Origin of the sequence: Tunturiibacter lichenicola (assembly GCF_051013355.1) — a bacterium.
Taxonomy (GTDB): Bacteria; Acidobacteriota; Terriglobia; order Terriglobales; family Acidobacteriaceae; genus Edaphobacter; species Edaphobacter lichenicola_F.
Map to the genome: position 1 here is coordinate 3,534,585 of NZ_CP132944.1, position 13,484 is coordinate 3,548,068.

The 13,484-nt window shown below is 56.9% G+C and carries 11 protein-coding genes; 7 read left to right on the forward strand and 4 right to left on the reverse strand.

The features are described from left to right. Nucleotides 1–82: 82 nt before the first annotated feature. A complete protein-coding gene (locus RBB82_RS14870) occupies nt 83–2,500 on the reverse strand; it encodes a phosphoketolase family protein (RefSeq protein ID WP_433971469.1) in 2,418 nt (805 codons plus the stop codon). 58 nt (nt 2,501–2,558) lie between these two features. Then, nucleotides 2,559–3,752, reverse strand: a complete 1,194-nt coding sequence (locus RBB82_RS14875; protein WP_433971470.1) for an acetate/propionate family kinase — start codon at nt 3,750–3,752, stop codon at nt 2,559–2,561. Between the two features lie 246 nt (nt 3,753–3,998). Between RBB82_RS14875 and RBB82_RS14880 the strand changes: the two genes are divergently transcribed. From RBB82_RS14880 to RBB82_RS14910, 7 genes are all read left to right on the forward strand, one after another. Further along, a complete protein-coding gene (locus RBB82_RS14880; RefSeq protein WP_433971472.1) occupies nt 3,999–5,267 on the forward strand; it encodes an O-antigen ligase family protein in 1,269 nt (422 codons plus the stop codon). Next, on the forward strand, nt 5,257–5,988 hold the full coding sequence (locus RBB82_RS14885; RefSeq protein WP_433971473.1) for an FkbM family methyltransferase: 732 nt from the start codon (nt 5,257–5,259) through the stop codon (nt 5,986–5,988). Before RBB82_RS14880 ends, RBB82_RS14885 begins: the two co-directional genes overlap by 11 nt. A gap of 83 nt (nt 5,989–6,071) precedes the next feature. Next, complete coding sequence (gene glmS / locus RBB82_RS14890) at nt 6,072–8,111, forward strand: glutamine--fructose-6-phosphate transaminase (isomerizing) (protein ID WP_433971474.1); 2,040 nt, start codon at nt 6,072–6,074, stop codon at nt 8,109–8,111. Between the two features lie 548 nt (nt 8,112–8,659). Next, nucleotides 8,660–9,124, forward strand: a complete 465-nt coding sequence (locus RBB82_RS14895) for a type II toxin-antitoxin system death-on-curing family toxin (RefSeq protein ID WP_433975389.1) — start codon at nt 8,660–8,662, stop codon at nt 9,122–9,124. A gap of 737 nt (nt 9,125–9,861) precedes the next feature. After that, nucleotides 9,862–10,329 carry an REP-associated tyrosine transposase gene (locus RBB82_RS14900; protein ID WP_433971476.1) on the forward strand — a complete coding sequence of 156 codons (468 nt, stop codon included), beginning with the start codon at nt 9,862–9,864 and terminating at the stop codon, nt 10,327–10,329. A gap of 30 nt (nt 10,330–10,359) precedes the next feature. Then, nucleotides 10,360–10,740: a RidA family protein gene (locus RBB82_RS14905; RefSeq protein WP_433971478.1), complete on the forward strand. Its 381-nt coding sequence runs from the start codon at nt 10,360–10,362 to the stop codon at nt 10,738–10,740. Between the two features lie 102 nt (nt 10,741–10,842). After that, nucleotides 10,843–11,112, forward strand: a complete 270-nt coding sequence (locus RBB82_RS14910) for a hypothetical protein (protein ID WP_433971479.1) — start codon at nt 10,843–10,845, stop codon at nt 11,110–11,112. Here RBB82_RS14910 and RBB82_RS14915 read toward each other — a convergent pair. Together RBB82_RS14915 and RBB82_RS14920 are read right to left on the reverse strand one after the other, a co-directional pair. Next, a complete protein-coding gene (locus RBB82_RS14915) occupies nt 11,075–12,553 on the reverse strand; it encodes a HAMP domain-containing sensor histidine kinase (protein WP_433971480.1) in 1,479 nt (492 codons plus the stop codon). The genes RBB82_RS14910 and RBB82_RS14915 overlap by 38 nt on opposite strands. After that, entirely contained in the window at nt 12,550–13,275 is a 726-nt protein-coding gene (locus tag RBB82_RS14920; protein WP_433971482.1) for a response regulator transcription factor, read from the reverse strand. The genes RBB82_RS14915 and RBB82_RS14920 overlap by 4 nt, the downstream gene beginning before the upstream one ends. Nucleotides 13,276–13,484: the final 209 nt, after the last annotated feature.

Here is a 13,484-nt window from a genome sequence, read left to right on the forward strand (position 1 = left end):
GATGCATTCACGAAGTAAAACGACGAACGGGGGGTTCCCGTTCGTCGTTTTGCTTCTACGATTGTTCAGTTTTAGAGGGTGTCTAGAGGGGCCACTTCCACTCGCGAATCTCCTTGCTGTCGATGCCGTTCTCGTGGGCGTAATTGACACTCTCGATAATCTGTCCCTTGAGCCATTCCTTCGTGTGCGCTGCCGTCAACTGCAACCGGGGAACGCGGTCGATCACATCGATCGCCAGATCGAATCGATCAATCTGATTCAGAATTGCCAGCTCCAGCGGAGTGTTGATGTTGCCTTTCTCCTTGTATCCGCGGACGTGAAAGTTTTCATGATTCGTTCTCTTGTAGGTCAATTTATGCACCAGCGAAGCGTAGGCATGGAAGTTGAAGATCACCGGCTTATTCCTGGTGAACAAACCGTCAAACTCCTTTTCCGACAGTCCGTGAGGGTGTTCTGTCTCCGGCATCAGACGAAACAGATCCACCACATTGACGAATCGAATCTTCAGATCCACGCACTGTTGCCGTAGGATCGCCACGGCCGCGAGTGCCTCCTCTGTCGGGATATCGCCAGCACAGGCCATTACGACATCCGGTTCATCGCCTGAATCATTGCTCGCGAAATCCCATATCCCAATGCCTTTTGTGCAGTGTATTACCGCGTCGGCCATATTCAGATACTGCAGATGCGGCGCCTTATCCGCGACGATCACGTTGACGTAATTTGAGCTGCGCAGGCAGTGATCCCCAACGCTCAGCAGGCAGTTTGCGTCAGGCGGCAGGTAGATCCGCGTCACTTCGGGGCTCTTGTTCGTCACGACGTCCAGGAACCCAGGATCCTGATGCGTAAATCCGTTGTGGTCCTGCCGCCAAACGAGCGAAGTGATCAGCAGATTGATCGACGAAACAGGCGCTCTCCACCGCAGCTCCAGCTTGCTCTTCTCCAGCCACTTCGCATGCTGGTTGAACATCGAGTCGATGATGTGCACGAACGATTCGTAGGTGGAGAAGAACCCGTGTCGTCCCGTCAGCACATAGCCTTCGAACCACCCTTCGAGCGTGTGTTCGCTGAGAATTTCCATCACGCGGCCATTGCGCGCAAGGTCGCCGCCATCTGCATCTTCAGGCAGCAGCTTTGCCATCCACGTTTTGCCGCTGACTTCGTAGATCGCCTGTAGTTTGTTCGAAGCGGTCTCATCTGGCCCGAATACGCGAAAGCTCGTCATATTCATGCGCATGGCATCACGTAAAAAATGCGCCAATACATCCGTAGGAGAAACTTCGATCTGTCCTGGCTTCGTTACCTTCACGGCGTAGTCGCGAAAGTCGGGCAGCTCCATTGGTTTGCGCAGTAGACCACCGTTCGCGTGCGGATTCGCAGTGATTCTTCGGTGCCCAACCGGAGCCATCTCCCTCAACTCAGAGATCAGCTTGCCTGATTCATCAAACAGCTCCTCAGGTTTGTAACTGCGCATCCACTTCTCGACCAGCTTCAGATGCTTCGGGTTTGTCACGGGATCGAGAACCGGCATCTGATGTGCGCGCCACGAGCCTTCCAGCTTGTGCCCATCAATCTCCTTCGGACACGTCCATCCCTTTGGGGAGCGCAGAATAATCATCGGCCATCGCGGCCGCTCCGGCTCTGTTCCCTTCGGCGCACTGCGCGCCTTCTTCTGAATTGCATGAATCTCCGTCACGCAATCCTCCATCACCTTCGCCATCAGCTGGTGCATCGTTGCGGGGTCGTCCCCTTCGACGACATAAGGCGTCCAGCCGTAGCCTTTAAACATCCACTCCAGCTCCTCCGGCGAAATACGCGCCAGCACCGTCGGGTTTGCGATTTTGTAACCGTTCAGGTGCAGTATTGGCAGCACCGCTCCATCGCGTACTGGATTGAGAAATTTGTTCGAGTGCCATGACGTAGCCAGCGGGCCGGTCTCCGCCTCGCCGTCTCCCACTACAACCGTCACGATGAGATCGGGGTTGTCGAACGCCGCGCCGAATCCATGCGACAGGCTGTACCCAAGCTCGCCGCCTTCGTGGATTGAACCTGGCGTCTCCGGCGTGCAGTGGCTTCCTATGCCACCGGGAAATGAAAACTGTTTGAAGAACTTCTGCATGCCGGCGATGTCTTCGCTCTTATCCGGATAGACCTCTGAATAAACTCCCTCCAGATAGCTGTTCGACAGAGTCGCAGGAGCGCCGTGGCCAGGGCCCGAGAGAAAGATCAGGTCCAGATCGTACTTCTTGATCAACCGGTTGAGATGCACCCATGCGAATGACTGTCCGGGGTCCGACCCCCAATGTCCGAGCAGGCGGTTCTTGATGTGCTCCGGCTTCAGCGGCTCGCGTAGCAGGGGATTGGCCCGCAGGTACAACATGCCGACGCAAAGATAGTTGCAAGCTCGCCAGTAGGCATCGATCTTGCGCAATTCGTCAGCGGTCAGGGGCTGAGAACTATGATTGATTGTGTCGGGTGACTTCTTTGTAGCTGCACTCATCAGAACACTCCTTCGTACAAGATCACAAAAGTATCTGTTGAAGATCCGAGTCCTACTCTTACGATCGAGCCATGTGTTCTACATGGACTGCGATCATCCAATCCTCTTTTGCCGGAACGACAAAAACCGCTGTTTGTGACTGAGATGCGCTGAGTCGACGCAACGCATTGCCTTTGGCGGTATTCAACTCAGAATTAATCGAAATTCCAAAACTGCCTAAGCCACTCAGAATCTCTTCTCGCGACTTCGTGTCGTGTTCCCCGATTCCGCCGGCAAACACCACGGTGTCGACGCCGCCTAAGAGGGCGATGAAGCTTCCAATCGCTTTTTTCACGCTACGCGTAAAGATCTCCACGGCGAGATTCGCTCGCGGATCGCCTTTGGCGGCAGCTTCTCGAACTGTCTTCATGTCGTTTGGCAGCCCGGAGAGCGCCACCATCCCCGCATCATGATTCAGCATTTTTTCTAAAGCCGCGATCGGATCGCCTTGCATCTGCCGCAGCAGATAGAGCATAAGGCCAGGGTCAAGATCTCCCGGCCGTGTGCCCATGACGACTCCGCCGGTCGGTGTCAGCCCCATCGTCGTATCGACGGAACGCCCATCCAGAAGCGCCGTAACGCTGCACCCGCTTCCGAGGTGTGCAATCACCATCCGCTTCGGAAACAGGATTGTCTTTTCTGCCTGCAGTTGCCGCACAATCGATTCGCAGCTCAAGCCATGAAATCCGTATCGGCGCACGCCCTGGTCCCGGTACTTCATGGGTAGTGGATATGTTGTGGCCGTCTCCGGCATCGTCTGATGAAAGACCGTGTCAAAACACGCGTAGTGATGCACGTCCGGAAACTTCGACATCATCTCTTTGATCACTTCAATCGCCGCCGGATCGTGCAGCGGGGCAAAGACAACTGCATCCTCCAGATCCTTCAGCACGGCGTCGGTGATGAGTTGATGCCGATCGAGCTTCGGGCCAGGATGCACGACCCGGTATCCGACTGCTTCTACCTTCGGCAGCTGCGGCTTGCTCACGGCGTTGACCACCAGACGGATCGCATCGATGGGCGTCCGAATGTTAACCTCCGCATGCTCGTCGTTCAGAGCTCGCCCTTCTGCGTCGCGGAACTTAAACGCCGCCTTTTCTCCGCCGATACCGGTGACCTCACCCTCAAACAGCGATCGAGGCTCACCCTCTCCTGTTTTGAACAGAGAAAACTTGATCGACGAAGACCCACTATTGATAACAAGTATGTTCACAACACCCTGTCGCAGAACGTCCGCCCTTTACAGTACACCCCGATTTGTCATCATTCAGTAAATTCCCTGAAACACTCACTAAAACCTGAAAGGCGTCGAGAGTCTTTCCAATTGTTCGGCCTTTGTCTCGCAGTTGTAAAAAGTTTGCAGTACCTTGTGTTCCTTTGACTGCGGCCTGCAGGCAGGCAATAGACTTGCAGCAGCGGAGAGCAGCCGCAGGTATCTGCGCATGCCGCACCACGAGGCTTGTCAATAGTAGATTCCGCGACTACGGGCCTTCCACCACTTATGGCGCCGTACACAAACAAAATTCGGAGTGGCTTACTGCTCCTGCCCGGCGTGGTGGGCTTCGTCTTCGCCTTCCGAACCTGCATCACAATCATCGGGTTCCAGCAAGAGCCCCAGCAAGGTACCGCTGTTTCGGTCGTACTCAGCCTGGCCCTGCTGGCCCTGGCTGTGCTTTCCACCATTGGTGGCAAGCCGTCAATACCTGCGGCATGTTTTCGTACCTCGACTCTTTATTGGTGTGGTGCTCTTCTCGGCTTGGCCCTGGCTAGTCTGGGGTGGTCCGAGGCTCCTTTTGTCGCAGCCGCGGGATACTGGGCTTCGTGGGCTGCCGACGTTGCAACGATATGGTTTCTGCTGCGTGGTGATATCGGGGAAGAGCGAGCCGCAGCCGTCATGAAGGGATATGTCTGGGGCGCCTGCTGTGTCGCCATCCTTGCCTGGGCTCTCCCCGCAAATGCGGATATGCGCTTGGGCGATGAGGATTTTCTACATCCAAATGCACTGGGATTTCTATTCTCCATTGCGACGTTCCTGGCAATTCATCTGACACGCCAAAGGCCCATCTGGCGGCTGTCAGCACTTTTTTTAGCGACAACCCTCCTGAGAACGATCAGCAAGAGCGCCATCGGTGGGTTCCTTGTCGCCTTCTGCTTCTACCTCATATGGGATTCGACACTCTCTCGTGCAGTTAGGGTCAGAATTGGAATCGTCGCTGGGGTAATTTTGGCCTCTCTCGGCGGCGTCCTCGGAGCCTACTTCAGCAATTACACCGTGGGAACGGACCCGGAGACTCTTACTGGACGAACTTTTATCTGGGCCGTTTCTCTCGAGTATGCGTCGGAGAAGCCTTTGCTTGGATATGGGCTCTACTCTTACCGGTTCATCGTTCCCCCATTCGGCAAATTCGAAGCGCAGGAAGCTCACAATGAATTGCTTCAGCAGTTCTTCGCTTATGGGGCTGTCGGCGTCATCCTGACCATCGGGCTCTACTGGATGTTCTTTCGGCAGATTCGTCGCGCACCCCGCTCTCCCCTCAAAAACCTTGCAGCCTCTTTGCTTATCTTTGCTCTCGTTCGTGGCCTCACCGACACACAGACATTCGACCTCTCGTTTCCTCTCTGGCTTATGACGATGCTTTCTATTCTGTTGGCCATTCCTGCGGATCATTCCGAACAATCGGCAATGTTGCCTCCTCCTGGACTTCAAGAAGACGCTTATGCACATTAAGAACACACTTCGATCACTCGCTGAAGCAAACGGTCTTGAGGTACAAAAGACAAGCGTTTACAGCTCGCAAAAGCTACGGCATAGCAAACTTTTCTCGCTTCTAGGAATCGACCTCCTCGTCGACGTCGGTGCCAACGCCGGGCAGTTCGCGACGCTTTGCCGTGCTCATGGCTACCGGGGCAGTATCCTCTCGTTCGAACCCTCCAGTTGGGCGCATCGAGAGCTTCTCAAAACCGCTGCCTACGATCCGCTATGGACTGTTGCCAACCGCATGGCACTCGGTGCTGCCACTGGCGAAGCCGAGATCAATATCGCAGCCAACTCGTTCTCCAGCTCCATCCTGCCCATGTTGGACTCTCACCTCTCCGCCGCTCCGGAATCGCAGTACATCCAGAGAGAGTTGGTCCCTGTGCGTCGCCTCGACGATGTACTCCCCGAGGACGCGGAGTCCTGCAAGATCTTCCTCAAGCTCGACGTCCAGGGCTACGAGCCTCAGGTCCTCAGCGGAGCCGCCCATACCCTCACTCAGACATCTGCCGTGCAGCTTGAGATGTCCCTCCTTCCCCTCTATGAAGGCGAACAGCTCCTTCCGCAGATGTCCGCTGCCATGAAGGCAAGGGGCTTCGACCTTTGGGACCTCGAACCATCCTTCCGCGATACGAACACCGGGCGGTTACTCCAGGTCGACGGCATCTTCACCAGACAGCCCGTCGAGCTTTAGCTCTGTTTCGTGCCGGTACAGTCACCCAAAAGTCTTACGCGGTCACTAGCACAAAATGGCTCTTGCCCATCTAAACTCAACACATGTGTGGAATTGTCGGATACATCGGTCCTCAGTCTGTCGTCCCCGTCATCATTGAAGGTCTTCGCCGCCTCGAGTACCGCGGTTACGATTCCGCCGGCATCGCCGTAGCTGGCGGCCCCGGCGGCCTCGAACTCCGCCGCGCCCCGGGCAAGCTCCGCAACCTCGAAACCGTCATCGCCGGCTCGCCCATCGACGGCTCCTTCGGCATTGGCCATACCCGTTGGGCCACCCACGGCCGCCCCACCGAAGAAAACGCCCATCCCCACCGCGACGGCAGCGGCACCCTCGTCGTCGTCCACAACGGCATCGTCGAAAACTATCTCTCCCTCAAGAGCGCTCTCATCGCCAAGGGCCACAAGTTCGTCTCCGAGACCGACACCGAGATCATCGCCCACCTCATCGAAGACGAGCTGAACCTCGCCGCCGGCACCAAAGCCAACGGCAAAGCGGCACCCGAAGCCAACGAGTCAGAAGCCGTCCTCACCCTGGGCAACAAGCCAACCATCGCACTCGAAGAGGCCGTCCGCCGCGCCGTCAAGCGCATCACCGGAGCCTTCGCCATCGGCGTCCTCTCCGCGCACGAGCCCAACAAGCTCGTCGCCGCCCGCATGGGCCCTCCCGCCGTCATCGGTATCGGCGACGGCGAGTTCTTCCTCGCCTCCGACGTCCCCGGCATTCTCCACCACACTCGCAACATCCACTTCCTCGCCGACGGCGAACTAGCCGTCCTCACCAAAGAAGGCGTCACCCTCACCGACTTCGACGCCAAGCCGCTCCCATTAAAAGTCCAGCGCATCACCTGGGACCCCATCCAGGCCGAAAAGGCCGGCTACAAGCACTTCATGCTCAAGGAGATTAACGAGCAGCCCCGCGCCATCCGCGACACCACCCTCGGCCGCGTCTCCCTCGAAACCGGCAAAGTCTTCCTCGAAGCCATGCAGATCTCCAACGACGACCTCCGCAACGCCAGCCAGATCACCATCGCCGCCTGCGGAACCTCCTGGCACGCTGGCCTCGCCGGCAAGTTCATGATCGAGCGCCTCGCCCGCCTCCCCGTCGAAGTCGACTACGCCTCCGAGTACCGCTACCGCGACCCCATCGCCGACCCCCGCGCCATCGGCCTCCTCATCACCCAGTCCGGCGAAACCGCCGACACCCTCGCCGCCCAGGCCGAGCTCGCCGCCAAAGGCAGTAAAACCCTCGCCATCTGCAACGTCGTCGGCGCCGCCATCACCCGCAAAGCCCAGGGCACCCTCACCACCAACGCCGGCCCCGAGATCGGCGTCGCCTCCACCAAGGCCTTCACCGCCCAGCTCACCGCCCTCTTCGTCCTCGCCCTTCATCTCGCGCAGGTCCGCGGCACCATCTCCGACGAAGAATCCCTCCACCTCGTCACCGAGCTCTCCAAACTCCCTGGCAAGCTCGCCTCCATGCTCAACATCAACTCGCCCGACTCCCCCGGCTCCTCCGAAGGCGTCGCCGCACCCGCCCGCCCCACGGCTCCTGTGCTCGACCGCCGCGCAGCCACACGCCAGCCACTCTCCGCCCAGTGCGAAGAGCTCGCCCGCCTCTTCCACACCGCCGACGACTTCCTCTTCCTCGGCCGCGGCATCCACTACCCCATCGCCCTCGAAGGCGCACTCAAGCTCAAGGAGATCTCCTACATCCACGCCGAAGGCTACCCCGCCGGCGAGATGAAGCACGGCCCCAACGCCCTCATCGACGAATCCCTCCCCGTCGTCTGCATCGCCACCAAGGACCCCAACGACCCAAGCAGCGTCTTGAAATACGAAAAGACCCTGTCAAACATTCAGGAAGTAACGGCGCGCAGTGGCCGAGTCATCGCCATCGCCATCGAAGGCGACACCGAGATCAGCCAGCTCGTCGAGCAGACCATCTACATCCCCCAGGCCCCCGAACTACTCCTACCCATCCTCGAAGTGGTCCCCCTCCAACTCCTCGCCTACCACATAGCCGTACGCCGAGGCTGCGACGTAGACCAACCCAGAAACCTGGCAAAGTCCGTCACGGTGGAATAGCGCGGGTGGAATTGACCAATGACAATTTCCTGCCGATACAGATCTTGAGAGCCACATAACGTGATGCAACTATCGAGGAGTACAGCCGTAAAAGATCTAAGCAATACAATCAAAGAGTGAGAGATGTTTTCAATGCGCAAGTCGTTCATTTACTTGGAAAAGCCGGTAAACGCCAGATTGAGAGTTGCAACTTTTGACTTGATCTTGCATCTTTAAAACAGCGAGATCTACCACGAAAGTGGTATAACTTGCGTCTATACATTAGAAAGTGAAATAGATCGACTAACGCTGGTAACAGCATTACCCTTGACGAAGGGACACGCTCATGACTCAAATCACCGCAAAAAAGATAGCAGCCCTCACGAAGACTACAGACAAGTACATTTCCCGCGTCAGGACGAAGGATAACGCTCCGTTTGCGGCCTCGGCAGCTAAATATTATCCGGCGCTCAAAAAGCTTGCCTCAAAGTAAGCCCCGCACATACAGGCTCTACGCTGCGTTTATTGAAAGCGCTCACGACATAGGAATTGATTACCTATGGCCGGGAGTGGAACCAGTTACACGTGCGAATTGTCTAAACCTGAACCTGCTGCATTCTGCAGCAAGTCAACCGTATCAAGAATGCTTTGGCCGCGAACTCTATCCCACACTCGCGGCCAAAGCTGCATATTTGTTCATGCATCTTGCCTCGGGGCACATTTTTGGAAATGGCAACAAGCGCACAGCCGCCCTTTGTCTCGACCAATTCTTACTGGCCAACTCTACTTATCTAACCCTATCGAATGATGAAGTGCATGATTTGGCTCAGGACGTAGCGTCGTTCGGTGAACGCGGAGAGAAGTTTGCAGACGTGCTAACGAGAACGACGGCGCTTATTGAGAAAAATTTAGTCCCACTGAGCGTTTTCAGGCTTCGTAGCCCAAAGTATTACAGGCTACTGCACCAAACAAAGAACATCATTAGAACAGTGAGAGTCAATCAACCTGACACCCCGCTCGCGCAGCGTAGATAGGCGTCGAGGCAGATGGCCCACACACAAAGCGGAGGCGGGTGGGCGGGTGGCCCACCCTTACCCTTCCTAACCACACACAAAAGCTCGGGTGCCCCATCCTTCGCGCTCTTGCGAAGGGTGGGATGTGAACTGTCCACACAGCAATGCCCAACGGCCTAAAACGTTTCCAACAAACCAAAAACTTCCACTTCATCACCTTCAGTTGTTATCGCCGTCAACCCTTCCTCGCCACCGACCACACGAAAGACACTCTCCACCCCATACTTGAACAAGTCCGAAGGCAACAAGGCCTCTGGCGGGTGGCCCGCCCTTCCACTTCCGAACCAATCACAAAAGCTCGGGTGCCACATCCTTCGCGCTCTTGGTTGAGCGTTCCGGCGGGTGGCCCATGCATAAAATCAAGCCACAATATCGGGTGCCCCATTCATGCAGTTTCACCGCATGAGTGGGCATTCGTGCGAAAGCACGAACCGCTCTCCTCTCTCGGTTCGCTAGGAGATTCACTCGAAGAGAGAGATGGCGACACGCAGGTCGTCGGCAAGGCGCCAATATAACTCCTGTATAGTGCGTAGGCGGGTGGCCCATACATAGACTCAACCTACAACCTTGGGTGGCGGGTGGCCCATACATAAACCAACCACAAACTCGGGTGCCCCATTCATGCAGTCTCACCGCATGAGTGGGCATTCGTGCGAAAGCACGAACCGCTCTCCTCCCCCAACCACTAAAATCCAAAGATGCCTCGAGGCCTCGAACGTCGCCAGAACACCGGCCAGCTCCACTTCATCACCTTTAGTTGCTACAGCCGTCTTCCCTACCTCGCATCCGACAAATCCAAAGACACCCTCGAACAAGTGATCGAACGAACCCGTCGCACTCATAAGTTCATTCTCCGCGCCTACGTCCTCATGCCAGAGCACATCCATCTCCTCAGCGAACCCGAGCACCACCAACTCTCCTCTACCATCCGAGTCCTCAAAGGAGAGTCTTCCAGGTTACTCAAAGGGACACACGAAAAATTCTGGCAGCCGCGCTATTACGACTTCAACGTCTTCACAACTCCGAAGCTGGTCGAGAAGATCCGTTACATCCATCGCAATCCAGTGACGAGAGGCTTAGTCCCCCGTCCAGAAGACTACAAATGGAGCAGCTTCCACCACTACGCCACCGGGAACCAAGGCCCTGTCGAGATAGAATCCCTGTGAAGCATCCGGGCCACCCAACTGGAGCAATCTATGGGAAGAGACATCATCCGAACGCCGAACGCCCCATCCCCACCGCCGACCTACAGCCAGGCGGTACGGGCTGCGGGCCTTGTCTTCGTTTCAGGCACAGGCCCGCACGATCCTGCAACCGGAAAGATCGTTGGCGAAACCATCCAGGAGCAAACCAGACAGTGCCTGGAGAACATCTCTGCCATCCTCAAAGCCGCAGGCACCTCCCTCGACCGCGTCGTGAGCGCCACCGTCATCATCCTCGAAGAAACAGACTTCGCCGGAATGAACGAGGAGTGGATCAAATGGTTTCCGGAGAACCCGCCCGCACGTCAAGGCGCAAAACTACCGGTCCGCATCTCCGGCATGAAAATCTCTATCGCAGCCATCGCCGAAGCCTGACGCACAGCGGTTCCACCGGGAATCCTCACGCCTCGAAACCCACCCCGACGCCACTCATTCCCAAAACGGGAAACCTAAAAATAAATCTCAAAAACGTGGCGCATGATTCAGCCCCGAATTAGTGACCGTCAAAACACCACATCCACCACGCAACTCACCACGTTTTCACCATCAAAACAACACATAAAAACACCCGTTTTTGCAAAACCCCCTGCAAAACACCACAACTCCCCGCCCAAAAAAAAAGCTGCACAAATTTTCAATAACTTTCTCAACAACGAACTCTGGACAGCCCAGGCCTTCGATCAAATCGAAGGTGGCATAGACGTTGCATTCATTGGCGGCATTCTGTTGCACGGGGTAGCGGGTTAACGTAGCGCGGGGTGGCGGAATTGATTCTTTTCAGGAACTGACGTGAGACGGGCAGCGAGATATGGAAGCTTGCGCCGCGGCCAGGTGAGCTTTCGAGGGTAATGGCCGTATTGTGTTGTTCGGCAATCCAGGAAGCAAGGTTAAGGCCAAGGCCGGCGCCCACACGCTGACGGCTGGTATCCCCGCGAACACGATAGAAGCGGTTAAAGATGGCGGCGTGATGCTCCTGTGCGATGCCGGGGCCATTGTCCTGAACGGCCAAAAGAACATCTTGTTCGCCGGGCGTGATCGCGATGGTGACGGTTCCGCCGCGTGGAGTGAACTTGAAGGAGTTGTCGAGGAAGATACGCATCAGCCGGAGGAGGGAGAGGCGGTCGCCCAGGATGATGAGATGAGTTTCGATGGAGGGAAGGCCGACGATTTGAAACTGGATGGATAAACGGTTCGCGATCGGTGTCCACTCTTCAGCGATTACGTCCAGGAGCAATCTCAGGTCGAGTTCAGCAATGGATAACACTTCGGTGCCCGCATCCGAGCGGGCGATGGCAAGGAGACTGTCGATAAGAGTGGACATGTCGAGAGTGACTTGGTGAAGATGCTCCAGGGAGTCGCGGTACTCGCTCGCAGGACGTGGGCGAAGGAGTGCAACTTCGATCTCGGTGCGCAGGCACGTGAGCGGGGTGCGAAGCTCATGGGAGGCGTTGGCAGTGAAGTCGCGCACGCTGCGGAAGCCCGCATCGATGCGGGCCAGCATATTGTTGAGAGTGGTGGAGAGTTGGGAGAGTTCGTCGTCGGCGGCTGAGACGGGGAGCCGGTTGTCTAGATTGCGGTCGCTGATTCGACGTGCTTCGGCAGTAATGAGACCAACTGGGACGAGGGCCTTCCGACTGATGAGATGCCCTGCAGCAGCTGCTGCGAAGACGACGGCCGGTGTAAGGAAGAGAAGCCCGAGGCCGAAGTCATGGAGCAGGACAAGTGGCTTATTCATGGAGATGCCGGTCTCGACCGAGTAGCCTGAGCCGTTGACATTGATTGGCAGTGAGAGCGTGCGGACCGGCCGGTTTCCTCGATCAAGCATGCCGACGAGGCCAGCGTGCGGAAGGGCCTGTGGTGGCGCGAGAGGAGCGCGGAGCGTGGCCATTCGCGAAGAGCGGTAGATCCAGCGGCCCTTCTCGTCGAGAATCTGCAGCCATTTTCCGTCATCGCGAAAGCGATAGATTGCGTCGAATGCGTCTGCAGCCTGATCTCCGGAGGGGTGCGGGCCGAGGTGCTGCAACTGGATGCGTATATCGTCGGTTCTCTCTTGGAGATCCTGCCGGAGTGTCGTTTCGATAGTGTGTCGGAGCATCCACCAACTGGTGAGGCTGAGGAGGAGCGCACCGGTGGCAAAGAGGGCGAAGTACCAGACGGCGAGCCGGAGACGGATGGGGAGTGGCTTCACCGGATCTGCTCCTGGAGTGGGGTGGAGGTATCGCCGGCTGTTGGCGTGATCTCAGGCTGGAGAGAGTAGCCTACGCCGCGAGTGGTGAGAATGGACTTATGCGAGTACGGCGCGTCGAACTTGGCACGGAGGGAGTTGACCAGGACGTCAAGGGCGTTGGGGCCGACTGGCTCGGAACTCCAGATGAACTCAATGAGAGTCTGGCGGAGGACGGTCTCGCCCGTGCGCTGGTGTAGAGCGGAGAGAAGGAGATATTCGCTGCGGGTGAGGTGGATGACTTTGTTGCCGCGACGTACGGTGAGACGAACGGGGTCTAGTTCAAGGGACGAGCCTGGAGCGGTGCGGCGGGTGGCGCGGGTAAGTCCATTGAGGCGGGCGAGCATCTCGGCGAAGGAGAAGGGCTTGACGAGGTAGTGGTCGGCTCCAGAGTCGAGGCCGCGGATGACGTCGTCTTCAGTGTCGCGTGCAGTGACCATGAGGATGAACGCGCGTTTATTTGCTGCGCGAAGGGTGAGTGCGATGTCGATGCCGTCGCGGCCGGGCAGACCGAGATCAAGGAGAATGGCATCGAAGTCGTGACGTAGTGCGAGGTCGAGACCGGTATTCCCGTCTGGTGCAGGTACGGTTGTGTGGCCTTCCTCTCGCAGCCCTTTGCAGAGTAGCTCAAGCATCCGTGGGTCGTCTTCGATGATGAGAATGCGCAGTTTGATTGTGGCTGTCATTGTGATGAACGGAGCTAGAGTATGCGAGGGGCATGGTCTGCTCCGGGTTATCGAGAGTGTACGTGGAGGTAGCGACCTGCGGTCGAGAGGTTCAGGGATTTTGTGGGAGATTCATCATCTTTTCATGCACACGTGGTGAGGAGTATGACTACCAACCTTAGAAATTATTCACCGCTTCGTGAACGGGTGTTTACCTCAATGGAAGAAGC